General features: G+C 63.1%; 22 protein-coding genes. 7 read left to right on the forward strand and 15 right to left on the reverse strand.

Going from position 1 to position 24907, the window contains the following annotated elements:
* Positions 1-9: 9 nt before the first annotated feature.
* The 6 genes from paoC to IM816_RS18515 form a co-directional block, all read right to left on the reverse strand.
* Entirely contained in the window at positions 10-2211 is a 2202-nt protein-coding gene (gene paoC, locus IM816_RS18490; RefSeq protein ID WP_250339239.1) for an aldehyde oxidoreductase molybdenum-binding subunit PaoC, read from the reverse strand.
* Positions 2208-3167 carry an FAD binding domain-containing protein gene (locus IM816_RS18495; RefSeq protein WP_250339240.1) on the reverse strand — a complete coding sequence of 320 codons (960 nt, stop codon included), beginning with the start codon at positions 3165-3167 and terminating at the stop codon, positions 2208-2210. Before IM816_RS18495 ends, paoC begins: the two co-directional genes overlap by 4 nt.
* Positions 3164-3805, reverse strand: a complete 642-nt coding sequence (gene paoA / locus IM816_RS18500; RefSeq protein WP_250339241.1) for an aldehyde dehydrogenase iron-sulfur subunit PaoA — start codon at positions 3803-3805, stop codon at positions 3164-3166. Before paoA ends, IM816_RS18495 begins: the two co-directional genes overlap by 4 nt.
* A gap of 95 nt (positions 3806-3900) precedes the next feature.
* Positions 3901-5637, reverse strand: coding sequence for an arginine--tRNA ligase (gene argS, locus IM816_RS18505; RefSeq protein WP_250339242.1), 1737 nt, complete (start codon positions 5635-5637; stop codon positions 3901-3903).
* 76 nt (positions 5638-5713) lie between these two features.
* A complete protein-coding gene (locus IM816_RS18510) occupies positions 5714-6985 on the reverse strand; it encodes a TolC family outer membrane protein (RefSeq protein ID WP_250339243.1) in 1272 nt (423 codons plus the stop codon).
* A gap of 262 nt (positions 6986-7247) precedes the next feature.
* Positions 7248-7577 (reverse strand): hypothetical protein, encoded by a 330-nt coding sequence (locus IM816_RS18515; RefSeq protein ID WP_072323426.1) that lies wholly within the window; start codon positions 7575-7577, stop codon positions 7248-7250.
* A 101-nt stretch (positions 7578-7678) separates the two neighbouring features.
* Between IM816_RS18515 and IM816_RS18520 the strand changes: the two genes are divergently transcribed.
* From IM816_RS18520 to IM816_RS18535, 4 genes are all read left to right on the forward strand, one after another.
* Positions 7679-8275 (forward strand): RNA polymerase sigma factor, encoded by a 597-nt coding sequence (locus IM816_RS18520; RefSeq protein ID WP_250339244.1) that lies wholly within the window; start codon positions 7679-7681, stop codon positions 8273-8275.
* Entirely contained in the window at positions 8272-8688 is a 417-nt protein-coding gene (locus tag IM816_RS18525) for a hypothetical protein (RefSeq protein WP_250339245.1), read from the forward strand. Before IM816_RS18520 ends, IM816_RS18525 begins: the two co-directional genes overlap by 4 nt.
* Positions 8689-8872: 184 nt before the next feature.
* A complete protein-coding gene (locus IM816_RS18530; RefSeq protein WP_250339246.1) occupies positions 8873-9370 on the forward strand; it encodes an OsmC family protein in 498 nt (165 codons plus the stop codon).
* A gap of 59 nt (positions 9371-9429) precedes the next feature.
* Positions 9430-10194, forward strand: coding sequence for a 3-keto-disaccharide hydrolase (locus tag IM816_RS18535; protein WP_250339247.1), 765 nt, complete (start codon positions 9430-9432; stop codon positions 10192-10194).
* 51 nt (positions 10195-10245) lie between these two features.
* Here IM816_RS18535 and IM816_RS18540 read toward each other — a convergent pair whose 3' ends face one another.
* The 5 genes from IM816_RS18540 to IM816_RS18560 all read right to left on the reverse strand — a co-directional run bounded on the left by IM816_RS18540 (position 10246) and on the right by IM816_RS18560 (position 15727).
* Positions 10246-10704, reverse strand: coding sequence for a YncE family protein (locus IM816_RS18540; protein WP_250339248.1), 459 nt, complete (start codon positions 10702-10704; stop codon positions 10246-10248).
* 71 nt (positions 10705-10775) lie between these two features.
* Positions 10776-11141, reverse strand: a complete 366-nt coding sequence (locus IM816_RS18545; protein ID WP_250339249.1) for a hypothetical protein — start codon at positions 11139-11141, stop codon at positions 10776-10778.
* Positions 11142-11297: 156 nt separating this feature from the next.
* Positions 11298-11726, reverse strand: a complete 429-nt coding sequence (locus IM816_RS18550; protein ID WP_250339250.1) for a DUF3617 domain-containing protein — start codon at positions 11724-11726, stop codon at positions 11298-11300.
* 115 nt (positions 11727-11841) lie between these two features.
* Positions 11842-13878: an alkaline phosphatase family protein gene (locus IM816_RS18555; protein ID WP_250339251.1), complete on the reverse strand. Its 2037-nt coding sequence runs from the start codon at positions 13876-13878 to the stop codon at positions 11842-11844.
* Between the two features lie 205 nt (positions 13879-14083).
* Entirely contained in the window at positions 14084-15727 is a 1644-nt protein-coding gene (locus tag IM816_RS18560; RefSeq protein ID WP_250339252.1) for a multicopper oxidase family protein, read from the reverse strand.
* Positions 15728-15995: 268 nt separating this feature from the next.
* Between IM816_RS18560 and IM816_RS18565 the strand changes: the two genes are divergently transcribed.
* The gene (locus IM816_RS18565) at positions 15996-16748 is read left to right on the forward strand and encodes a DNA/RNA non-specific endonuclease (RefSeq protein WP_250339253.1); all 753 of its coding nucleotides are present in this window, start codon (positions 15996-15998) and stop codon (positions 16746-16748) included.
* Positions 16749-16878: 130 nt separating this feature from the next.
* On the opposite strand, the gene IM816_RS18570 is transcribed toward IM816_RS18565, so the two are convergent.
* Positions 16879-17961: a PA0069 family radical SAM protein gene (locus IM816_RS18570; protein ID WP_250339254.1), complete on the reverse strand. Its 1083-nt coding sequence runs from the start codon at positions 17959-17961 to the stop codon at positions 16879-16881.
* A gap of 239 nt (positions 17962-18200) precedes the next feature.
* Here IM816_RS18570 and IM816_RS18575 point away from each other — a divergent pair, with 239 nt between their 5' ends.
* Positions 18201-18974 carry an alpha/beta fold hydrolase gene (locus IM816_RS18575; protein WP_250339255.1) on the forward strand — a complete coding sequence of 258 codons (774 nt, stop codon included), beginning with the start codon at positions 18201-18203 and terminating at the stop codon, positions 18972-18974.
* Positions 18975-19023: 49 nt separating this feature from the next.
* On the opposite strand, the gene IM816_RS18580 is transcribed toward IM816_RS18575, so the two are convergent.
* From IM816_RS18580 to IM816_RS18590, 3 genes are all read right to left on the reverse strand, one after another.
* Positions 19024-19398, reverse strand: coding sequence for a VOC family protein (locus tag IM816_RS18580; RefSeq protein WP_250339256.1), 375 nt, complete (start codon positions 19396-19398; stop codon positions 19024-19026).
* 193 nt (positions 19399-19591) lie between these two features.
* On the reverse strand, positions 19592-21256 hold the full coding sequence (locus tag IM816_RS18585) for an MFS transporter (protein WP_250339257.1): 1665 nt from the start codon (positions 21254-21256) through the stop codon (positions 19592-19594).
* Between the two features lie 12 nt (positions 21257-21268).
* Complete coding sequence (locus IM816_RS18590) at positions 21269-22744, reverse strand: hypothetical protein (RefSeq protein WP_345779956.1); 1476 nt, start codon at positions 22742-22744, stop codon at positions 21269-21271.
* Positions 22745-22932: 188 nt separating this feature from the next.
* Between IM816_RS18590 and acs the strand changes: the two genes are divergently transcribed.
* Positions 22933-24873: an acetate--CoA ligase gene (acs, locus tag IM816_RS18595; RefSeq protein WP_250339258.1), complete on the forward strand. Its 1941-nt coding sequence runs from the start codon at positions 22933-22935 to the stop codon at positions 24871-24873.
* The last annotated feature ends 34 nt before the right edge of the window (positions 24874-24907 follow it).

Here is a 24907-nt window from a genome sequence, read left to right on the forward strand (position 1 = left end):
GCGCGGCGACTAACCGGCGACGGGTGGCAAGCGCCCGATGATCTTGTCCAACGTGATCGGGTAATCCCGCACGCGCACACCCGTCGCGTTGTAGACCGCGTTCGCTACCGCAGCCGCGACGCCGCAGATGCCCAGTTCGCCCACGCCCTTGGCCTTCATCGGCGAGGAGATGGGATCGGTCTCGTCGAGGAACACCACCTCCTGGTGCGGGATGTCGGCATGCACCGGCACCTCGTAGCCCGCCAGGTCGTGGTTGACGAAGAAGCCGAGGCGCTTGTCCACCACCAGTTCTTCCATCAGGGCCGCGCCAGCTCCCATCGTCATCGCGCCGATGACCTGGCTGCGTGCCGATTTCGGATTCAGGATACGGCCCGCCGCGCATACGGCAAGCATGCGCTGGATACGGATTTCCGCCGTGGCCGCGTCGACGCGAACCTCGACGAAATGCGCACCGAACGTAGACTGCTGATAGCGCTTGTCGAGATCGCCGTATTCCATCGCGTCCTCGGCGACGACGTCGCCGTTTGCCGCGGCTTGGGCGAGTGGCACGCGCCGTCCATCCACGACAACCTGCCCGTCTTCGAAACTCGCCTTCGCCGGATCCAGGCCCAACGTCGTCGCGATGGCCTCGCGAAGTTTCATGCAGGCAGCATAGACACCCGCGGTGGAACTGTTGCCACCCCACTGCCCGCCGGACCCGGCCGAGACCGGGAACGAGGAATCACCCAGGCGTACATCCACGCCGCTCAGCGGCAAGCCGAGCATTTCCGCGGCGGTCTGTCCGATGATCGTGTAGCTGCCGGTGCCGATATCGGTCATATCGGTCTCGACGACCAGGCGTCCGCTACGTTCGAGACGTACGCGCGCACCCGACTTGGTCACGAGGTTGTTGCGGAACGCAGCCGCCATGCCCATGCCCACCAACCAGCGGCCATCGCGCGTGCCGCCCGGACGCTGCGGTCGACGATCCCAGCCGAATCGGCTCGCGCCCGTACGCAGGCACTCCACCAGCCGGCGTTGCGAGAACGGCCGCGTCGGTTTTTCGGGGTCTACCTGCGTGTCGTTGCGAACGCGAAACTCGACCGGGTCCATGCCGAGCTTTTCGGCCATCTCGTCGATCGCGATTTCCAGCGCCATCATGCCCGACGCTTCGCCGGGCGCACGCATCGCGTTGCCTTCCGGCAGGTCCAGCGTGGCAAGTCGCATCGCCGTCATGCGATGGGCACCGGCATACAGCAGCCGTGTCTGCTCCACTGCCGTTTCGGGATCGCCCTCAGGCAGGTTGCCCGACCAGCTCTCGTGCGCGATCGCCTCGATCTTTCCGTCCTTCGACGCGCCCATGCGAAGACGCTGGATCGTGGCCGGTCGATGCGTGGTGTTGTTGGCAATGAGTGGTCGTTGTAGGGCCACCGCCACCGGCCTCCCTGCGGCGCGCGCGCCGAGCGCGGCAAGCAGGGCGTCGGCACGCAGGAAGAGCTTTCCGCCGAAGCCGCCACCGATATACGGGGACACCAGGCGAACGTTCTCCTTCGGAATCCCCAGCGTCTTCGCCACGTCGCCGCGGCTCCAGTCGATCATTTGATTGGAGGTCCACAGCGTGACCTTGTCGCCGTCCCACGCCGCGATAGTGGCGTGGGGCTCCATCATCGCGTGGGAGTGATCGGGCGTCGTATAGGTCTGGTCCAGCGTCACCGCCGATGCAGCAAAGGCTGCGTCGAAATTGCCCACGGCGGTATCGGGCTTGCCGCCATCTGGCTTCTTTGCCGTGGCTTTTGCCGCGGCAAGATCGAACTGGCCCTTGCTGCGCGTGTAATCCACACGTACGAGCTGCGCCGCGGCGCGCGCCTGTTCAAAGGTTTCAGCGACCACGACGGCCACGGCCTGATGGTAGTGCTCGACGTCCGGACCGCCGAGAAGACGCGCGGTGTTGAATTTGCCCTTGCCGAGCTTGCCGGCATTCTGAGCCGTTACCACGGTAAGCACCCCAGGTGCACGCTTGGCGCGCGTCGTGTCGATCGCGGTAATGCGCCCCTTGGCGATGGCCGATCCGACGACGTAGCCGTACGCGTGATCGGGTACCGCATCGTGCCGTTCGTAGGCGTAGTGGGCCGTACCCGTGGTCTTCAATGGGCCGTCGATGCGGTCCGTGGGCTGGCCCACGACCTTGAGGCGGTCGATGGGATTGGTCGTGGCGGGCGTGTCGAATTTCATGCGGCGCGCCCCTTTGCCTCGACCAACGCAGCGGCGAGGGTGCGCTCCGCCAGCGTGATCTTGTATGCGTTCTGCTCGGTAGGCTGCGCTCCATCGAACAGATGCTTCGCCACAGCCGCGGCGCCCTCCGGCAATGCCGCGTCAGCCGCCTCCATCCGCCACGGCTTGTGTGCCACGCCACCCATTGCCACGCAGCCTTTGCCATCCTTCTGCACGATCAACGCCACCGATACGAGCGCGAAGGCATAGGACGCGCGATCGCGCACCTTGTGATAAAGCTGCGCTCCGCCCACAGGCCGAGGCAGTGTGACCGCTGTGATCAATTCGCCCGGCGCCAGCGCGTGCTCGATGTGCGGTGTGCTCCCCGGCAAGGTATGGAATTGCGCAATCGGGATGCGGCGCGTTCCGCCATCGGGCTTTACGGTTTCCACGGTCGCATCGAGTGCGCGCATGGCGACGGCCATGTCGCTCGGATGCGTCGCGATGCAGGCCTCGCTTGCACCGACCACGGCGTGTTGCCGGCTGTAGCCACCGATGGCACCGCAACCGCTACCCGGCAAGCGCTTGTTGCAAGGCTGGTTGATGTCGTAGAAATACGGGCAACGCGTGCGTTGGAGCAGGTTGCCGGCCGTGGTCGCCTTGTTGCGCAGCTGACCCGATGCGCCAGACAGCAAGGCGCGGGACAATAACGGGTAGTCGCGACGCACGCGCGCATCCGCGGCCAGATCGGTGTTGCGGACCAGTGCCCCCACGCGCAGTCCACCCTCGTCGGTCGGCTCGATCCTGTCGAGATCGAGGCCATTGACGTCGATGAGATGTGACGGTTCCTCGACGCCTGTCTTCATGAGGTCGAGCAGGTTGGTGCCACCCGCAATGAAGCGAGCGCCCGGCGTGCATGCCGCTGCCGATGCCGCGGCCTTCGGCGAATCGGCGCGCTCGTAGCTGAAAGGCTTCATGCGACACCCCCTGCGACATCGGCGATGGCATCGTGGATGTTGGAATACGCGCCGCAGCGGCAGATATTGCCGCTCATGCGCTCGCGCACTTCCATGCGGCTTACCCGTGCCTTCGCGGACAGGTCTTCCGTTACGTGGCTGGGAATATCGCGTTGGATTTCGTCGAGCACCGCCACCGCTGAGCAGATCTGCCCCGGCGTGCAGTAGCCACACTGGTAGCCATCGTGCTTTACGAAGGCCGCCTGCATGGGATGCAGCTTGTCCGGTGTGCCGAGGCCTTCGATGGTGGTTACCTTGGCATCCAGGTGCATGACGGCGAGCGTCAGGCAGCTGTTGATGCGACGCCCATCCACGATCACTGTGCATGCCCCGCACTGACCGTGATCACAGCCTTTCTTTGTGCCGGTCAGGTGCAGGTGCTCACGCAGCGCATCGAGCAGCGTGGTACGCGTATCGAGCGACAGTTCCTGCGCCTTGCCGTTGACCTCAAGCGCCACCTTGGCTTCCACCGGCTGTCGCGGCGTCTCGACAGCGGCCTGCGCGGCGACGAGCCGCGGCACCGCCATGGCCGTCATCGACATGGCGCCCATCTTGAGGACGTCACGTCGGGTGAATTTCCATTCGTTGGATGAATTCATGATCGGCCTCCGGAGCGGCCAACCATCGCGGGAGCCCCGTGAAGCGCCAGCGAAGACCTTGCGAATCACCCGTTGGGGCGAGCGGATGCCCACGCCTACATGCGCTTGGGTATCGCTATGCCAAGGAGGTACAGCGCTCGCGACAGCACGTGTCGCGCGAGCATGCACAGCGTCAACCGCGAGGCTCGTACCTTCGCGTCATCGCTCCCCAGGACGGGGCATTCGCCGTAGAAGCGGCTGAAGGCCTGGGCGAGCGCGAAGGCCATTTCGGCGAGTTCGTTCGGTGCGTAATTCGCGGCCGCCGACCCAGCCACCTCGGGCAGTCGTGCGCAAAGCAGTACCAACGAGCGCTCGGCGGGTTCGACGACAAACACGGGTCCGGGCGATATCCCCTGCGCGTCGGCCTTCTCCAGAATCGAACCGATCCGGACGCAGGCATATTGCACATACGGACCGGTACGCCCCTCGAACGAAACCATCCGCTCCGGATCGAACACGTAGCCCGAAGTGCGGTAGGTCGAAAGATCGGCAAACTTCACCGCACCGACGCCGATGGCTTCGGCGGCGTCCTCGCCAGTATCGTCACCGCGCCGTTCCCGGGCACGTTCGACTGCATCGGCCAGCAGCTCGCCGAGACGGGCCACGCCGCCATCGCGTGTCTTGTACGGTTTGCCGTCAGGACCATTGACGGTACCGAAACCGACGTGCACCAGTGCCATGCCGTCCGCATAACCTGCCTTCCTGGCAGCACGGAAGACCTGCTCGAAGTGCAGCGACTGGCGTTGGTCCACGACGTAGACAATGCGCTGCGGCGCAAGGCGCCGTTGCCGATCGAGGATCGTGGCGAGATCGGTCGTCGCATACAGCGCCGCACCATCCGACTTCGCGAGCAGCAGGGGCGGCACGGGTGCGTCGTCGCCCGGCTCGGCAACCTCCACCACAAGCGCTCCTTCGCTGGGCTTGGCGATCCCGCGCGCCAGCAGGTCGTCGATCATCGGCGGAATCAACGGCTGCGCGAGGCTTTCGCCATGGAGTTCGTCGAAATGTGCATCGAGCAAGGCGAAATCGCGACGCTGGGCATCCAACGACACCCGCCGGATGACTTCCCACAACGCCACCGACGCGGTATCGCCCGCCTGCAACCGCGCCGTGGCCGCCCGTGCCAGCGCCATGCGCTCCGCATCGGCCTTGCAGGCAGCAGCCACCCGCGGGTAGATCGATTGCAACTGGTCCATGTCGAACGGTGGCGCATCGCGCCACGCGCCGGGTACCGCAAGCTCAGGCCAGAGCAGCGGCAGCTCGGAAATCAGCATGCCCATCTGCAAGCCCCAATCGCCGAGGTGCACGTCGGAGATCACGTCGTGACCGAGCGCCACCAGGATGCGCCGAAGGCTCTCGCCGATCACGAGCGAACGCAGATGGCCGACATGCAGCGGCTTGGCGACGTTCGGACCACCGAAGTCGATGACGATGCGTTCGCGTGGCTGGGCGACGAGTCCCGCACCGGCATCCGCCAGTTGTCGCTGCGCGGCTTCGGCAAGCAGGCGCGCCGAAAGCCGGAGGTTGATGAACCCTGGTCCGGCGATGTCCACGCTGGCGAAGGCCGGTTGACGCCGCAGTCGTGCGGCAACCTCTTCTGCCAGCTCGCGCGGCGGTCGCTTCAATGAGGCCGCCAACGGCATGATCGCGTTGCATTGCAGGTCGGCCAGGTCCGGGCGCTGAGCGGGTACGGCGCGCACGCCATGGGTATCCAGACCGGCGTCGGCAAAAGCGCTCACGAGCCATTGCTCGACCTGGGATATCAGCGTGGTGGGCCCGTTGGGCATCGTCATCCTTGTCCTTCATTCGCACCGTCGGTGCGCATCGATCCACGTTACGGGTTGGCACGAGACAAGGCAATTGGCGCGCCTATTCGAGCAGGCGGTTGATCTCCTGCACGTCCTGCAGCGACGCGGCCCCCACCGTGCGCTTGAGCAGCAGCTTGTTGAGGATGAACTGGTGGCGCAGCGCGGTGTACTGGCTGCGGATTTCCGCCAGCGTGCGGATCGCGACGACCACGTTGGTGAGGCTCTGCGTACCGATGTCGTAGCCCGCGCGCATCGATGCCAGCGCCTTCCTCGCGGCATCGACCGCCTTGCGAGCGTCGTTGACCTGTTCGATGCCGGCTACCACGAGGTTGAAATAGTTGAAGGCATCGCGCGCCGTCTGCCGGCGAACCGTTTCCAGTTCGCCCTGGTCCGCGTCACGTTGATGGATAGCCTGGCGAACCTGCGATTGTGTCAGGCCGCCGCTGAACAAGGGCACGGCCAGCACGAGGCCGACGGTCGTGCTCCCGGGTCCGTAGCTCGCGCTACCCGGCACCCGATTCGACCACGCGCCCGCCTTGTCGTAACCCACGGCGAGATTGAGGGTGGGCAAGTGACCGGCCCGTGCGGCGGTGAGCGAATGCTCGTCCGCACTGACCAGACGGCTCGCGGCCAGCACGGAAGGGTTCTGATGCATCGCCTGATCCACCCACGCGTTGGCGTCCCCCGGCGACGGCAGTTCCATCGGGAGGTCTTCGCGCAGCACCTTGAGCGTGCCCGGTTCCTTTCCCGTCAGTTGCTGCAGTGCTCGGCGCGCGTCCTTCAATGCGTTTTCCGCATCCACACGGGACGACTTGATGTACAGGTAGTACGCCTGCGACTGGGTCAAATCGGCCTCGGGAGCAAGGCCCTGCTGGAACAAGGTAGTCGCCTGGTCGTACTGCTGCTTGTATGCGTCTTCATACGACCGGAACACTTCGACCTGGTCCTGAGCGACGAGCACGTTGAAGTACGCGCTGGTGGTACGGACATAGAGGTTCTGCAATTCGCCTTCGTACGTGGCGTCCTGCGCCTCGGCCGTGAGTTTGGCCTGCCGTTCGCGCGCGAACTTGGACAGGTCGAGCACCGTCTGGTCGAGCGTCAGGGTGAGATCGCGCTGGCGACTGTGCCCCGGACCGTTGGTCGTCGATGACGAGGTGCCGTCGTTGACCACACCCGTATTGCCCGGATGGAACTGCTGCAGGCTCAGCCCGGCCGACAACTGCGGAAGCAGCGATGCACGCGCCTGCGGCACGCCTTCGGCCACCACCAGACGCTGCGCATCGGCGGTGGCGAGCACCGGATCGTTCGCTACCGCGAGGCGATAGATGTCCATGAGGTCTTCTGCGGTGGCGATGCCCGGGACGCATGCGATTGCTGCGAACCACCATGCCAGACGAACCGCTAACTTCCCCTTTTGCATGTCCGCCCCTGCGTACGGTGATGATGATGCAGGGCGGATCAGCAAGAAGCATGCCGTGTCAGCGGCTCCATGGAGACGCCTGTTTTGCGGCGCCTGGGCTCAGCGGCGCGGCGACCCGATGTTCGCGGACGGAGGCCATGGCCTGTCCGCGGACGGTCGGGCCGGACACCCGCGGTCACGCCTTGGGAAGGCGATCGATCGCGTAGTAGAGGAGATTTCCCAGCCCCGTGGCGGCGAGCAGGATGGCGATCACCCCCGGTGTCACGTTGTCCACGCCCATCCATTGGATGATCCCGAAGCCGCCGCCGAGGATCGCCAGCACGCAGCCCCAGTGCAATGAAGCGTTACGTCGGCGCATGGTCTCGCCTTCGAGCAGCGACCGCACCATGTCCTCCGAGCCGCGCGATTCCACGATCTTTCGGCGCGCATAGGCATCGACGACGACTTTCAGGCTATAGGCAATGCAGATGAAAAGACTGATTGGAACGAGGACTTCGGGATGCATGACGGAACTCCGGTGGTTTGAGCATGGAGATACGCTGCCGGGCGAACCGGTTGCAGAACGTCGTTGCAACCGTTTCTTACCCGCCCGTATCTTCAGGAGACATGGCCACTCCGCTCGACTCCCTCGATGCGCTTGAAGCGGACCGGGCACTCGTCTCTGCCGTGCTCGCCCGCGAGCCGTGGGCGTTCAACCAACTCGTGCGCCAGTACCAGGGACTGGTCTGGCACGTGGTGGACCGCATGGTGCGCCATCCGGATGACACCCGGGAACTGTGCCAGGACGTGTTTCTTCGCGTCCATCGCTCCGTCCACCAGTACCGTGGCGAGAGTGCGTTGAAATCATGGATCGCACAGGTGGCGTACTCGGTGGCGCTGCGTCATCTGGAACGGAAACGCATCCCGATCATGGAAGAGGTGGGCGACGACGATGCGAGCCCAATGGCCGAGCGCGTGGCGGACGGATTCGACCTGGAGGCCGCGATGGTGAACGAAGAATCTGCCCGCCATCTCCATGCCGCCATGGCGGCGTTGCCACCGCTGCAGCGCACGTTGCTCACGCTGTACCATCTCGAAGAGATGCCGATCGGCGACATGGCCCTCGTGACGGGCCTTGCCGAAGGCACTATCAAGAGCCATCTTTTCCGCAGCCGCAAGCGTTTGCGTGCCATCCTCGAAACGCGCATGGGAGTGCCGGCATGAACCGCCACGAGCCACCGATCGACGAGACTGAATGGGCCGCGCAGGAACGTGGCCTGCGTGCCGCACGCACCGGCACGCATCACGCCATGGATCCCAGCAGCGAGAGTTACCGCGCGCTTGCCGATGCCCTGGCGTCTGCACCCATCGCCGAGCCACCTGCAGGCTTTGCTGCCAGCGTGGCGGCGCGCATCGCGCACGACGATGCGCGCTTCGAACGGGGCCTCTCGCGTGTTCTCGCAGGTCTGTTCATCACCGCACTCGTCGTGGTCGCCTCGATCTACGGCGGGGAATGCCTCGATCTGCTGGCAGGTCGCTGGGGTAGCGGCGCGACCGGTCTGGTCATGGCCGGCCTGAGTTGCCTTGCGCTTACCTGGACCATGGCACGCCTGTGGGAGCGCACTCGTCCCGGTTGAGGGTGCACCTAGTGGCGTCGCAGAGGATGGCCCTCTATTTCCGTCATCGAAAGACAGTAGCCGATTTCGACAAGACGACGACACCAGGCATCGGTGGTATGTCTCCTCTGCCGTGCTGCAGTCAGCAGCGCCGGCTGTGAGACTATGAAGTACGTCACCGACGTACGCGACCCGAGGCCCTGCCATGACCGATTCCAAGCCTGTCCTTGTCGAAACCACCGGCACCGAGGGCTACCAGGTGCGCATTGCCGCGCAAGGACCGAGCTTCTTTGCCGATGAACCCATCGACCTCGGTGGATCGGCAAGCGGACCCACGCCGTATGAATTGCTGAGTGGCGCCCTGGGTGCATGCACCGCGATGACCATGCAGATGTATGCACGCAGAAAGAAGTTGCCTGTGTCGGGAATCCACGTCGCCGTTTCGCATAGCCGGGATGCAAGCACAGGGCGCGACCGCTTCGATCGACAGGTCTATGTGGAGGGCACACTCGATGCGGACCAATGGGAGCGCTTGATGGACATCGCCGATCGCTGCCCCGTGGGCAAGACCCTCGCTGCCGGCGCCGAGATCACCACGCAACGCGTGGCGTCGCTGCCGGGGCATGCACACGAACCACCGCGGGATCGCATCCATGAACCCGCCATGGCGAAGGTGTGCGACGAATTCGATCAGACAGGCTGATCGTTACATCGCTGCCGACAGCCGAACACCCAAGCTGGAGACCACGCGTGGAACCACGAATGCGATATGTCCTGATGGCCGCCGCGTTGGCTGCGGCTGCGTCGACGACGACACAGGCACAGAGCGACCCCAAAGCCACTGAGCAATGGCAGCCGGTGCCGAAGGTCGTCACGCCGGGACACACCGACGATGCACCGCCGTCGGACGCGACCGTCCTATTTGACGGCCGCAATCTCGACCCATGGGAATCGTCGAAGGATCACTCCCCCGCGCGATGGAACGTGCATGACGGCGTTGTGACCGTGAACAAGACCGCGGGCAACATCCAGACGAAGGAACACTTCCGGAACTACCAGCTCCATCTGGAGTGGCGCGTGCCGAAGAACATTACCGGCGAAGGCCAGGAACGCGGCAACAGCGGCGTGTTCCTCGTCTCTACCGGCCCTGGGGATGAAGGTTACGAGATCCAGATCATGGACTCATGGAAGAACGACACCTACGTCAACGGGCAAGCGGCCAGCGTGTACAAACAGGCCGCCCCCTTGGTGAACGCCATGCGTCCGCCTGGCGAATGGCAGACCTACGACATCCTCTGGACCGCACCCGTTTTCTCGACCGACGGCAAGCTCATCTCACCCGCCTACGTGACGCTCCTGCACAACGGCATCGTCGTCCAGAATCACACGCAACTCGCCGGTGAAACGCTACATGTCGGCAAGCCCTCGTATGCGCCGTACGCAGACGCACCCATCAAGCTACAAGCGCACGGCGATCGGTCTCCACCGATCAGCTTTCGCAATATCTGGGTGAGGCGGTTGGATTGAAGGGGACGCATGCACTCCCTCGAACATAGGTCGAGGGAGTGCATCAGTAGCTCAAGGCTGAACCGCGATAGCCGTCGGGCCGCGACCGGTAGGAACCGTCGCGATGACAGTGTTGTTCAGCAGGTTCATTACCGAAACCGTACCGTCGCCTATACTGGCGACATATCCGCGAGTGCCATGACGCGCAATCGCGATGGCGCTGGGTCCAGAACCCGTCGACACGGTCGTGATCGTCCGGCGAGTAAACGGATTGACGACCGAAACCGAATTGGCATCGACGTTTGTCACGTAGAGCGGCACACCGATGGGACCAACCGCTGCTCCCGTCGGTCCACTGCCTGCTGGCAGTGTGGATACCACTGCATTTGTTGACGTGTCGATCACAGACGCCTGGTTGGTGTCATAGTTGGCGACGTAGAGACGTGCGCCCAACGGGCCCATGGCGACAGCGTACGGCATCCCGTCGACGGGTATGTTGGCGGCCAGGGTATTCGTCGTTGTGTCGATCATCCGATGGTTGGGAGCCTTCTACCCATCCGTTCCGGTGCATCTGATGCCCGCACTGCCTCCGGGAACAGCCGCTACGGAAAGGCGACCTTGTCGGGCGCTTTCTGGCAGTACGTATATGCCATGTCACGTAGCTTCTTCTCGCCGTCTGACCACGGCGGCATGTCACCGTCCAGATGAGTCTTGGCCCGCGCGATCAGGTCATGCTCAGCGGTGGTGCAATCGCTATATCGCGGCACCACCGCCAGGCCGAGCACAGCGTTGTATAGCAACTTCGTCGTTCCCTTGCGGAGTTCGGCGGGGTCGTTGCTGTCAAGGGCGCTCAGCGCGATGCGAATGCGGCCCAGGTTTTCCTGCCGTTGGTTCGTCATCGACATGGTTCCCAAGGTTCCACCGGACCAGCGCATGCCGAGCAAGATCCCCGCCATGAACAGGGTCATCGCCAGTAGCGCCCACCCGACGTGGACAAGCCAGCGCCTCGGCTTAGGCGGAGACGGGTTGCGTATGGGCGTGGTCATGCGTGTCTTCCCTGTGCGAATCGCACGGCATGGTACCAGCGTTGGCCAGGGCGACCACGCACGATGCCCGTTCCTGCATCAATCCTCCGGACTGGTGCAAGCCGCGTAGCGATCCCCTTCTACCTTCGTGATCTCGCCACGGCCTTCGAGCGTGACGCTACCGGTGTAGTGCTTCGCGCTGTCGAAGTCTACGTGCGCTGAAGCTGCCGGTGCCGCCTTGCAGGTGAGCTTCCAGGCCAGAGAGGTGGTGCGGCGTTGCTGGTCTGTGGCGGTGCACTTGCCCTCCGCGGGTGTCCATGCGGCGAAGGTGGTCCAGGGATCGGCCCCTTCGTCCACGCAATGCCATTGCACTTCCGGTGCGCCTGGCTTGCCATGGATCACATGTCGCACCTGGATCTTCCATAGTCCGGGCATGGCGCCGAAGTCACCGGCATCGGCGTGAACAGGCAGCGCGACCGTCGAGGCGGCGGCACATAGAACGGTCACGACCAGCGAGCTAGGGCTCATGGCCCTGGCCCGCCATGTGGCCGCTAAGAACTTCATCATCATCCGACTCCTTGCAAATGCGAAAACCCTGCCCGCTTTCGCGGGCAGGGCCGGTATCGAGGCTTACCTTGAGCGATCAGTCATCGATCGCAGTGGTCTCGCTGACATCGTTCCGGTTGAAGTTGAACATGTCCATGAGGTTGCCGATGGCCGGCGCATTCACCGGTACGTACGGGTTCCCCCGGAACGACACGGGATTGGGCAGGTTGTCGCGACTGCGGGGTGAGATGCGGTCCTTGAGCATCCAATTGGCTTCGACGAATTTGTCGAACGAGACATGATCGTAATAGGTGTGCACGACCTTGCCGCCCGTGGAGTACTTCGACACCACCAGCATCGGGATGCGCGTGCCGTCGCCGAAGAAGTCGATCGGTTGGATGTAGCCCGAGTCGTAGTAGCCGCCACCTTCATCGAAGGTCACCATGATCACGGTGTCGTCCCATACCTTCGGGTTGGCCTTTGCCATTTCGACAATCTTGCGCACATAGCCTTCGAACAGATCCAGCTTCGAGGAGGCCGGGTGGCCGTCGAGAATGCCGTCCGGCTTGGCGATGGAAACGGCCGGCAGTGTGTCGTTCTGGATGTCGTTGTACAGGTCGTTGAGATCCTGGTTCTTCGCGCGCAGTTCCGGGTTGGTCATGATCTGCGTGGAGTACAGGAACGGGTTGCAGATGTTGCAGAACGTACCGCCCTCGCCGTCTTCCTTGCCGCCTGCGTAACCTTCACCGTAGTACTTCCACGACACATGGTGCTTCTCCAGCAGCAGTGCCAGGTTGTCCTGCATAGTGGGCGGGATCGTGAACTGATCGGCGCCCAACGGCGCTGGCGTGCCGTCGCCCAGATAGCCCGGGTTGTAGTTGTTCACGAGGTAGTAGGCGTGCGGTTTGCAGTCCGATCCCTTGAACGTCTCATACGGCAGAGAGTGCAGATAGTTCCTGATCTCCTTCACGCCGGGCTGGCTCTCGTCGGAGCAATTCACGTACGAACCGCCGGAGTATCCGTCCTGCTTCCACCAGTTGTCCGTACCGAACTGCGTATCCGGATTCTCGATCTGGTTTTCTGGAGGGGTAGCCGGCTGGCCGTTGGCGTCGGCGTAGTAGATCAAGTTGCCGTAGCCCAGCATGATGTGGTTAGCACCCGTGCCGCCCATCACCGACTGGTGAAAGTTGTCGCTCAACGCATACGTCTGCGCCAGCTCCTTGAAGTAAGGCGCATCGCCCTGCGCCATGTTGAGGAACTGCATGGCGGTGGCACCTTCGCCGGTGCTCTGGTCGGTGAAGTTCGCCGGGAGCGGATCGCCGTTGGTGCCCGCGCCAATCGTGGTTTCCACCCATGGAAACAGGTCATTGCGGCAGCCGCTGGGGTTGGCCGGCGTGGCGGCTTTGGTATCGCAGTCGAGCTGCTGCCACATCTGGAAGAAGCGATGCACAGGGCTGTTGGCGTAAGCGTCGTAACTGATGGACGCGTGCATATCGACCGGCGCATTGGGCAGCTTGGCCGGGAACCGCGTATCGACCACGTGCTTGGGCAAGCCCGTGCCGCCGCTCGCGAGCATGTCGTAGGTGCCATCGGGTAATGCCGGTTCGATCGCCTGTGCCTGCGCTGCAGAAGCAAAAGGTGCTGCGGTGGGCGCACCACCGGTATTCATCTGCGGGAGCGTCTTGTACTTGCCGACTTTTCGCGGCGACATGTCGAACGGGCCGGTGCTCGTAGCTACGTACTGCGCGGCGCGTTCCACGTTCGGACCGGGTGTGCCATCGGCATTGACGATACCCTTCGACAGCAGGTTGTCCACTGACTGTCCCTTCGGCGGCGTGTAAGTGGCATACACGTGATCGAATGTTCGGTTCTCGCCAATCAGCAGAATCACGTGCTTGATCGGGGTGACGGTGCGGTCGCTGTTGTCCTCACTGCGGGGCGGCTTGTGCAGCGTGACGACACCGCCGGGAAGACCGCCCGGGTTCTTGAACGGTGCCACGGGTACATTCTGGCGAAACGGCGCATCGTGATCGGGTGGCGTGGTGTCCTGGGCGCTGACGACGCCGGCGAGGCCGGCGGAAAGCGTGCCCATCAACAGCGGCAGAAGCCGCGTGTGGCGCAGCCATGTAACCATGGTGAACTCTCCCTACGTGAAGTCTTCCCCCTGATTGGTGTCGAACGCGGTGGTGGGTGACCTGTCGACGGCGGTGAGCATCGGCTTCGGATATGACCGATCGTTGGCATGCGCGCGACAATGAGTGAGGTCGTGATGGCAATCACGTGTCAACGCAAGATGTTGCGAACAATCGCTGTTATTGCGGCAAGAACTTCGCAGCGCTTCACACCACTTCGTAAGGACGCATCATCTCGTTGTCCTCGTGCTCTAGGTAATGGCAATGCCAGACGTACTTGCCTGGTTCGCCGTCGAAGCTCGCGATGATGCGGGTGATCATGCCGGGATCGCAGCGCACCGTGTCCTTCCAGCCGGCTTCGTGGGCGGGCGGTGGTATCGCTGGCCCGGTGAATTTCAGTTCCTTGCGGGCGTTCCACGCGTAAAGGTCGAAGGGACGGCGCTCCAGTATCTGAAAGCGCACGAGATGCAGATGGATGGGATGCGCATCGCCCGTCACGTTGACGAACGTCCAGGTTTCGACCGTGCCCTTCTTGGGCTTTTCGCTGATGGGATCGCTCCACATCTTTCCATCGAGCAGCATCGTGATCGGATTGCCGCCTGCGTCGTCCTGCTCGCCCAAGCCGAGCACACGATCCTGCACTGCCGTGGAAGGATCGATGCGCCGGACCGGCCGCAGGGTAGTTGGCACCACCGAGGTATCGCGGCGTCCCTTGCCGCGAACGCGGAACTCCACGATGCCATCGGCCTGATGGCGTAGTTGTACCGACTGGCCCGCATACGCGCTGAAATCGACGATCACCTCGGCACGTTCGGCGGGATAGAGTGCGATCGCCTCGCGATCGACGGGCGCTGCCAGCAGACCCTGATCACTGCCGATCTGTTGAAACGGTTTGCCATGCGACAACGAGAGATTGAAGAAGCTGGTGTTGGCGACGTTGATCAACCGGAAGCGGTAACGGCGTGGTTCCACGTCGAGATAGGGATACAGCTTGCCGTTGCATAGCAACGCATCGCCGTGGCACTCGGACACCCAGGGCGCCTCGGGGTCGTCCGACACCGGGTAGTAGAGCTCACCGCTCTTCGCGAGCAGACGATCGTAGAGCACCAGCGGTATGTCGAATTCACCCGACGGCAAACCCAGCGCTCGCTCGTCGTCGTCGTGCACAAGGAAACTGCCGAACAATCCCGCGTAGATGTTCAGTCGCGTAATGCCCATGGCGTGATCGTGGTACCACAGGGTGGTGGCATCCTGGTTCCCTGGATAAAGAGCGGTCGACGATTTTCCCGGCACGTACCAGTCTTCGGGCCAACCATCGTTCTGTGCGGAAACGCGCGCACCGTGCACGTGAGTGACGGTGCGGACGTCGGGTTTGGATTTCTCCGCACCGTGAATGCCGTGATCGATAGGAAGGAAGTGTCGGGTGGGAAGTTCGTTGACCCATTCCACCAGCACCGGCTCGCCTCGGCGCGTCACGATCGTGGGACCTGGCGCGGAGCCTGCATAACCCCATTGCGGCGTGGGAGGCAGATCCCGATGCACCTTTGCACGGAACGCCCGCATCGGCATGCGATAGAGCGGCAGCTGCTGGCCCCCGTACGCGGGATGTGTGCGCTTTCCGATCGGTGAGGCAATCGGCGGCACCGGCAGTGCATCGACGAATCTTGCCAGGGTCAACGGATTCACCAATGGAACATTCGGCGCGGCCAGCCCCGGCATGGCCATGCGCTGCGTCATCGGCATGGTCATTGATGAGTCCATCGCCTGCGCCACGCGCCATGCATCGATGAACGCTAACGCGCCGACCAAGCCACCAGCGACGCTCAGGAAATGACGTCGGGAAGTATCCATGGGAAACCATCGTCGATTGGCTGTCGAGCAAATCAACGTAGGTCGCCTGAATGACAGAGACGTTTCACGCGTATCAGTTATGCACGAAAGGCAACCGAGCACGCGCAACACAAAACATCGTTTCGCCATACCCCATTTCGGACGAAGCACGATCGACGTGCTGACGGTCACAAAACCGAGAATTTCGCAGGTTCATGCGATCGATTTGCGCAAGACAGAAACATGACGCGCCTAGACTCGCGGCACAACATCACTGGGGAAACAACACATGAATCGTCTGAGCGGTTGGCTGTTCGTCGCGTTCTTCGTCGTGTCCGGCTCGTGCTATGCGGGTACCGCGTGTCCGGATCTGTTCACCGGCGGCGTAGAGCCGGCCATCGATACGTCGTTGACCGCGCGCACCACCGAGGTGTGTCATACCGAATACGCGCTACTGGCCTCGGGCGTCACCAAGGGCCCGCTGTACTCGGCCGAACATCTCACCGCCAGCCAGATCGCCGGCTCGGAATCCATCGGCCGTACCGGCACGTGGCACGCGGAAACCGGCATCCCGGTCGCCGATCGCTCGCAGTCGTCCGACTACACCAACAGCGGCTACGATCGCGGCCACATGTCTCCGGCCGGCGACGCGTCAACGCTGTCGAACGAGAAGGAAACCTTCTCGATGGCCAACGTGGTACCGCAGTTCCATTCGCTCAATGCGGGCCAGTGGGAGCGCATCGAAAACTACGTGCGCTCGGTCGCGACGGACCAGGGCGAAGTCTACGTGGTGACCGGTCCGGCATTCGAACCGGGTTCGAGCACCACCATCGGTGCGGACAACGTCAAGGTGCCCGACTATACGTGGAAGGCCATCTACGAGCCGGGCGTCGGTACGGGCGCCTACCTCTGCACCAACCTCCAGCAGTACACCTGCACGGTGGTATCGGTGAGCGATGTCACCACCATGTCGGGCGTGGATCCGTTCCCCAGCTTGTCGGCCACGATGAAGTCGCATTCGATCAGTCTGCCGCTGCCGTAATGGGTAGGTGGGAGCCAGCCTGCTGGCGATGGGAGCCAGCCTCACGGCTACACCGCTTCGTTGGCTTATCGCCAGCAGGCTGGCTCCCACCCGGCTTCAGCGCGATGAGGCGACGGCTGGCCGCAGGTATCTAAAACAACTCGCCCTGCGGCGAATGCACCCGTGGCGGCACGAACTGCGATGTATCCAACACCGTATCCCAGGCACGATTCAGCCCCGCCTTCCGCGCTGCCACCTGCACCCGCTTGCGAATGATGTCCGCGAAAACACCCTGCCCGCGCATGCGTGTGGCGAAGTTGCTGTCGTAGTCCTTGCCGCCATTCATTTGCTGGATGAGGCTCATGATGTGCGCGGCGCGGTCGGGATAGTGTTGGTCCAGCCATTCACGGAACAACTGCTTGAGTTCGTGTGGCAGGCGTATGCAGGTGTAGCCGATCGCGTTCGCACCGTTGGCGCCGGCTTGCTCGATGATGGCTTCGAGATCGCGTTCGTTGAGTGCGGGGATGATCGGTGCGACAAGCACGCCGACGGGTACGCCTGCGTCGCGCAGATTGCGCACGGCGTGCATACGACGATGCGGCGCTGACGCACGTGGTTCGAGCTTCGCGGCGAGCTTGTTGTCCAGCGAGTTGATCGACACGAACACCTGGACCAAGTTGCGCTTTGCCATGGGCGCGAGGATATCGAGGTCGCGCTCGATCAACGCGTTCTTGGTAACGATCGTGCAAGGGTGATTGCATGCGTTGAGCAACGCCAGCGCGGCGCGGGTGAGACGCCATTCCTTCTCGATCGGTTGATACGGATCGGTGTTGCTGCCGATGTTGATCGGCTTGCACACGTAGCTACGCTTGGAGATCTCGCTGCGGAGAATTTCTTCAAGGTTGCTCTTCGCGAACAGCTTCGTCTCGAAGTCGAGACCTGGCGAAAGGTTGAGGTACGCGTGCGACGGGCGTGCGTAACAGTAGATGCAGCCGTGCTCGCATCCGCGGAAGGGGTTCAGTGCCCGGTCGAAGCCGACATCCGGTGAGTCGTTCTTGCTGATGACCGAGCGGGCGAGCTCTTCGCGGATTTCCGTGCGGGGTCGTACGACCTCGTCCTCCCGGTACCAGCCATCGTCCTCGGCCGTGGCGCGCGTGGTTTCGAAGCGCCCTTCCGGGTTGGAAAGGGCGCCGCGGCCCTTGTGCGGGCGGATGGGGGAGATGGGATGCGACATCGTACAAATGTACGATGTCGCAGTCTCAGCCGCCGCGATCCTAGGTCGGCCCTTGTCGGACTTGTCCCACCTCGCTGAGCCAATAAGCAGCAAATGACAAGAAGCTTAGGTGATCGAGTGCTCCAATCGGAGCCACCTTGGCGACGCCCGAGGAGCGCGATGTCCCAGGGCCCCTCTGCCTCGCGCCCGACCCATTCGTTAGCCCCACTGCCCTTACCTGCCCATCGGGAGACTTGCTCATGCGTCGTTCGCTACTTCGCGCCGCCCTGTTCGCCACCGCTGCACTAAGCACAGCCGCGGCCTTCGCTGCGGACAAACCCACGGTCGTTCTTGTGCATGGCGCCTTTGCGGATGCCTCCAGCTGGAATGGCGTGATCGAGCAACTGCACAAGGACGGCTTCACCGTCGTCGCCCCAGCCAATCCCTTGCGCAGCGTGAAAACCGATGCCGCCTATATCGCGGACCTCTTGGCCAGCATCAAGGCGCCGGTCGTGCTCGTCGGTCACTCTTACGGCGGCTCGGTGATCACCGAAGCGGCCGAAGGCAGGGACAACGTGAAGGCGCTCGTCTACGTCTCTGCGCTCTCGCCGGATGTGGGTGAGACGGCAGGTCAGTTGGTAGGCAAGTTTCCCGGCAGCACGCTCGGTCCCGTGCTCGCACCGCCCGTGGCGTTGTCGAACGGCGACAAGGATCTTTACGTGCAGCAGGACAAGTACCCCGCTCTGTTCCCTGACGTGCCGCTCAAGCGAGCCACGGTGATGGCGGCGGAGCAACGCCCGATCGCCGCCGCGGCGTTCGACGAAGCCGAAACGGCCGCGGCCTGGAAGCACATTCCTTCGTGGCACATCTACGGCACCGCCGACCAGGGCATTCCGCCTGAGTCATTGAAGTTCATGGCTGATCGCGCCAAGTCGAAGAAGACCGTCGTGATCAAGGGCGCTTCGCACCTCGTGATGATCTCGCACCCGAAGGACGTGGCGAGCCTGATCGAGGTTGCCGCGAAGGGCGACTGACGTACCGTCCAGCCCGTCTCCCTACCCGCGCGGTAGGGAGGCGCGGCGGCTAACCTCTCCGCTCGATGTTCGTACCGATGCGCCAGAGGACGCCGGTGGGATCGGTGATCACGAAATCGCGAATGGCCCAGGGACGGTCTTCCGGCGGTGACGCCTTGACGGCGTATTTGGCAGGAAGGCCGCTCGCCTCTAGGCGACGCCACCATGCGTCGACGTCTGCCACAAGCATGTGCATCATGAAGTTTTCAGCGTGCTCCTTGACGTAGAAGCGCTGCAGCAGAAAGGCGCACTCGCCTGCCTTGAGGTACGCCAGGCTGTCGTCGGAGAATGCGACTTCGAAGCCCAGATCGACGTAGAAGGCCTTCGAAAGCTCGAAGTCCCGGGACGGAACAAACGCCTTTATTTCCACTGTTTCTAGCGTCACGCGTGCATGCCCCCGTAAGGCGACCGTGCAGCCGCGGCGCGACGCACTTCGCGCACGGAGCGTAGTCGCCACGCCAACGTCGTGCAAGGACGGGGAGCATGGCGCGCCTATCGCGTGATGCGCATCGACTAACAACACGAAAGCCGGCGCTCGCTCGAGTCGCCGGCTTCCGAGGTTTCTATGCTCCTTCGGCTCAATGCTCCAGCGGCAGGTCCTTCGTCTCCTTCACGAAGAACAGGCCGATGACGAAGGTCATCAGTGCCACAGCCACCGGGTACCAGAGGCCGTAGTAGATGTCGCCCTTCCAGGCAACGAGCATGAAGCCAATGGTCGGAACGAAGCCACCGAACCAGCCGTTGCCGATGTGGTAAGGAAGGCTCATCGACGTATAGCGGATGCGGGTCGGGAACATTTCCACCAACCAGGCTGCGATCGGGCCATAGACCATCGTTACGTAGAGCACGAGGATCGCCAGCAGCACGATAAGCATCGGGTAGTTCGATTGCGACGGGTCGGCTTTCTCGGGATAGCCCGCTGCCTTCACCTGCGCACCGACCTTTGCCACGAACGCCTTGTTCTGCTCGGTAAACGTGGCCTTGTCGAGTGTGGCGCCCTCGAAGGACTCGATGACCTCGTCGCCGATCTTCACCGTGGCGACGGTGCCTGCAGGTGCCGCGGCATTGCTGTATGGAATGCCCTTCTTCGCCAGCACGCTCTTCGCCACGTCGCACGAACTGGTGAACGTCTTCTTGCCGACCGGATCGAACTGGAACGTGCAGGCCTTCGGATCGGCGGTGACGACCACCGGTGCCGAGGCGGCGGCCGCTTCGACGGCGGGATTGCCGAAGTGAGTGAGGCCCTTGAAGATCGGGAACATCGTCAGCGCGGCGATCAGGCAACCGGCAAGGACAACCGACTTGCGCCCGATACGATCGGAGAGCCAGCCGAAGAACACGAAGAACGGCGTGCCGATGAGCAGTGCGCCAGCAATCAGCAGGTTTGCCGTGGTGCCGTCGATCTTGAGACTCTGGGTGAGGAAGTACAGCGCATAGAACTGGCCCGTGTACCAGACCACCGCCTGGCCTGCCGTGGCACCGAACAACGCGAGGATCACCAGCTTCAGGTTCTTCCACTGACCAAAGGCTTCGGTGAGCGGCGCCTTCGAATGCTTGCCTTCCGCCTTCATCTGGCGGAACACCGGCGACTCCTGCAATTGCATGCGGATGTACACCGACACGCCGACCAGCACGGCCGAGATCAGGAACGGAATACGCCAACCCCATGCTTCGAAGGTTTCGGTGCCGAGGCCGAGACGCGTGCCGAGAATCACCAGCAGCGACAGGAACAGTCCGAACGTCGCCGTGATCTGGATGAAGCTGGTGTACAAGCCACGCTTGCCCTGTGGTGCATGTTCGGCCACGTAGGTTGCCGCACCGCCATATTCGCCACCGAGCGCGAGGCCTTGCAGCAGGCGAAGCAGAATCAGCAAGGCCGGTGCTGCCACGCCAAGTGTCGAATACCCCGGCAGCACACCCACGAGGAACGTGGACGTACCCATGATGACGATGGTGACCAGGAACGTGTACTTGCGGCCGATCAAGTCACCGATGCGACCGAACACGATCGCGCCGAACGGACGCACCGCGAAGCCGGCAGCAAACGCGAGCAGTGCGAAGATGAACTGACTGGTCTCGTTGAGTCCGGTGAAGAACTGCTTGCCGATGATCGCGGCGAGCGAGCCATAAAGGTAGAAGTCGTACCACTCGAAAACGGTGCCCAGACTCGACGCGAAGATCACGCGCTTGTGGCTGGTTCCGATGGTGCCATCGGCACGGAGGCCGCCTGCAGTTGTCGCCATGTCGGTCTCCGATCAGAAACGGTAGTTGCCGTTGAGCGTGAACTCGTTGGCAGAGGTCTTCTGGCGCCCGAGCCCGTTGGTGGTGCTCGAGTCGAGATTGCTGTGGATCCATTCCACGCTGAAGTCGTAGGCACCCGCGGTGTACTGCAGGCTCAGCGCGTTCTGCCGGTTCTTCAACAGACCCGCGGTATTCGCGGCGCGCCAGCGGAGCACGTCGCGGTCATCCGGGTTGCTTGCCGCGTAGGTGCCGTACACACTCCAGTTCGGGGTGAACTTGTAGCCCACCTGCAGGTAGCCGCCCTTGTCCTTGATGTCGCCGAACTGCGAGAGGTCGCCGAAGAGCTGCCCGATCGCCGTGCCGGTATACACGGCGCTCTTCAGGATGAAGTTGCCGGGCGTCCACATGCCGCCCACTTCCACGGCCGTGCTCTTGATGTTGCTCTTGATCGGCGTGATCACCGTGCCGTCGACACCATGGAGGTCCATCTTGCTGTAGTGCGCGGCAGCGAAGGCCTGCCAGTTGCCGCCCTTCGCCGTCAGCCTGGCTTCCACCTGCGGCTTGAAGCCCGCATTGCCTGCGGTGAGGTAATTGGTCGTCTGACCCGGGCCGTTCCAGCTACCCTCGAATGCCGCCAGGTCGAAGCGCCACTTGGTACCTTCGGAACCGTGGTTGAGATCCTGCATCCACATCACGCCCGGGTAGCGCCAGCCGATCACGCCGGTGCCGTAGCCCAGCGGGAACGCGATATGCGAGAGCGACTGAGGAATGTATTCGAGCGGGAACATGAGATCCCACATCTGGCCGATGCGGAACGTGGTGCCCGTGGAAGCATTGGTGAGGTCCATATAGGCCTGACGCAGGCGCGGCGTGGGCTGCTGCTGGCTGTAAGGACCCGTGCCGTTGAAGCCGCCGAAGAAGTCCATCTCGATACGACCGCTGCCGGCCCAGCTCTCAGTGAACTTCGCGCCGGTGAAATCGAGCCAGAAACGCGTATTGCGAATGTCCACGCCGCTCAGCGAATCGTTTACCCGGCCGCCCTGGCCCGGGATCGGATATTCGGCGTTGGCGCCGTTACCGAAGGTGTAACCCTTGCTTTGCGAGAACGCGTTGGCGTTGATGAAACCGTGCAGCGCTACCGAGACGCCCGGTGCCGAGCTGAAGGTGGGCTTGGCGGGCGCGGAGGCCACGACCTTCTCCACCTTGGCGACCTTGTCATCGGTCTGCTGCGCCTGGGTCTGGGCGGCCTGCGCCGTGGCGGTCGCCTGGCTGGTCTCGGCCTTTTGCTCCTGGATCATCGCTTTCAGCTCGGCAAGCTGTTGCTCGAGCTGATTGACGCGGGACTCCAGTTCCGCCTCGCGGCTGGACGTCTTCTTCGACTTCGACTGGGCGTGAGCCAGATCAGGCACTACGGCCATCGGCAACATCAGCGCACAGGCGACACTCAGGGCGATGGCCTTGCGGCCACCGGAACGGATCGTCTTCATCATGGTCTCCCCAACCATTGGCAGGCCGAGCATGTGACACGGCCCGTAGCCGTGCCATTCGCCAAAGGTCGAACCTCGACCAAAGTCGTAGCGAGGTCGCAGCTTTATGCTGCGCCGCAGAGATAAACTTCCTCGCAAAGCCCCACGCACTCTTTCGGCAGCGCCGAAGCCCACGTATCGCAGGAGCCAGCATGTCCGATCTACACCCGGTCGATCCCGCCTTTGCCGCCAGGGCGCGCGTCCGCAAGGACGACTACCAGCGCATGTACGCGCGCTCCATCCAGGATCCCGACGGCTTCTGGAAGGAGATGGCCGAACGGATCGACTGGATCGTGCCGCCGACGAAGATCAAGAACGTCTCGTTCGACCCGAGCGACCTTTACATCCGTTGGTACGAAGATGGGCAGCTCAACGTCTCGGCCAATTGTCTGGATCGGCATCTCGAAACGCGCGGCGACAAGACCGCCATCATCTTCGAGGGCGACGACCCGAACGAAACGCGGAGCCTCACCTATCGCGAGCTGCACACGGAAGTCTGCAAGTTCGCCAACACGCTGAAGAATCTCGGCGTGGTCAGGGGCGACCGCGTGGTGATCTACCTGCCTATGATTCCGGAAGCCGCCGTGGCGATGCTTGCGTGCGCGCGCATCGGCGCCGTGCATTCCGTGGTGTTCGGCGGTTTCTCGCCGGATTCGCTTGCCAGCCGCATCGCCGATTCGGGTGCGAAGCTGATCGTCACCGCCGACGAGGGCTGCCGCGGCGGCAAGAAGATTCCGTTGAAGGCCAACGTGGACGAGTCGCTGACCCGTCCACGCACGAACAGCGTGGAGACGGTGATCGTGGTTCGCCGCACGGGTGGCGCCATCCAGTTCCAGTCGCCGCGCGATCGCTGGTATCACACGTTGATGGAAGGGCAGTCGACCACCTGCGAGCCCGAACCGATGGGCGCGGAAGACCCGTTGTTCACGCTGTACACCTCCGGTTCGACCGGCCAGCCCAAGGGCGTGCTGCACACGAGCGGCGGTTACCTGGTCTATACCAGCCTCACGCACGAGCTGACCTTCGACCTGCGCGAAGACGACATCTACTGGTGCACGGCCGACGTGGGCTGGATCACCGGTCATAGCTACGTCGTCTATGGTCCGCTGGCAAATGGGGCCACGGTGGTCATGTTCGACGGCGTGCCCAATTACCCGGACTTCAGCCGGTTCTGGCAGGTAGTGGACAAGCACAAGGTCACGCTGTTCTATACGGCGCCCACGGCCATCCGTGCGCTGATGCGCGAAGGCGAGGGGCCGGTGAAGAAGACCTCGCGCAAGAGCCTGCGCGTGCTCGGTACCGTCGGCGAGCCGATCAATCCGGAAGCATGGAACTGGTATTGGCGCGTGGTCGGCGACGAGCGCTGCCCTGTGGTGGACACCTGGTGGCAGACCGAGACGGGCGGCTTCATGATCACGCCGCTGCCTGGTGCAACGGATCTCAAGCCCGGATCGGCGACGCTGCCTTTCTTCGGCATCCAGCCGGCGATCGTGGATGCCAACGGCGCGCAGCAGGAAGGCGCGTGCAGCGGCAACCTCGTCATTACCGATTCGTGGCCGGGCCAGATGCGCACGGTGTATGGCGATCACCAGCGCTTCGTCGACACGTATTTCAAGACCTACCCCGGCAACTACTTCACCGGCGACGGCGCGCGACGCGACGAAGACGGTTATTACTGGATCACCGGTCGCGTGGACGACGTCATCAACGTCTCCGGTCACCGCATCGGTACCGCGGAAGTGGAGAGCGCCCTGGTCGCGCATCCGAAGGTGGCCGAGGCGGCCGTGGTGGGCTGTCCCCACGACATCAAGGGTCAGGGCATCTATGCCTTCGTCACCCTCGTGGCCGGCGAATCCGGCAGCGATGCGCTGGGCAAGGAATTGATCGCGGGCGTGCGCAAGGAGATCGGTCCTATCGCGGCACCCGATCATCTGCAGTGGGCCCCTGGCCTGCCGAAGACACGTTCGGGCAAGATCATGCGCCGCATCCTGCGCAAGATCGCGGAAAACCAGCCCGATCAGCTCGGCGACGTGTCCACGCTGGCGGATCCTGGCGTCGTGAAGAACCTCGTTGAAGAGCGGTTGATAAAGTAGTGAAGAGTGAACCGTGAAGCGTGAACCGTAGGTT

The sequence above is a fragment of the Luteibacter flocculans genome, from assembly GCF_023612255.1.
GTDB classification, from domain to species: Bacteria; Pseudomonadota; Gammaproteobacteria; order Xanthomonadales; family Rhodanobacteraceae; genus Luteibacter; species Luteibacter flocculans.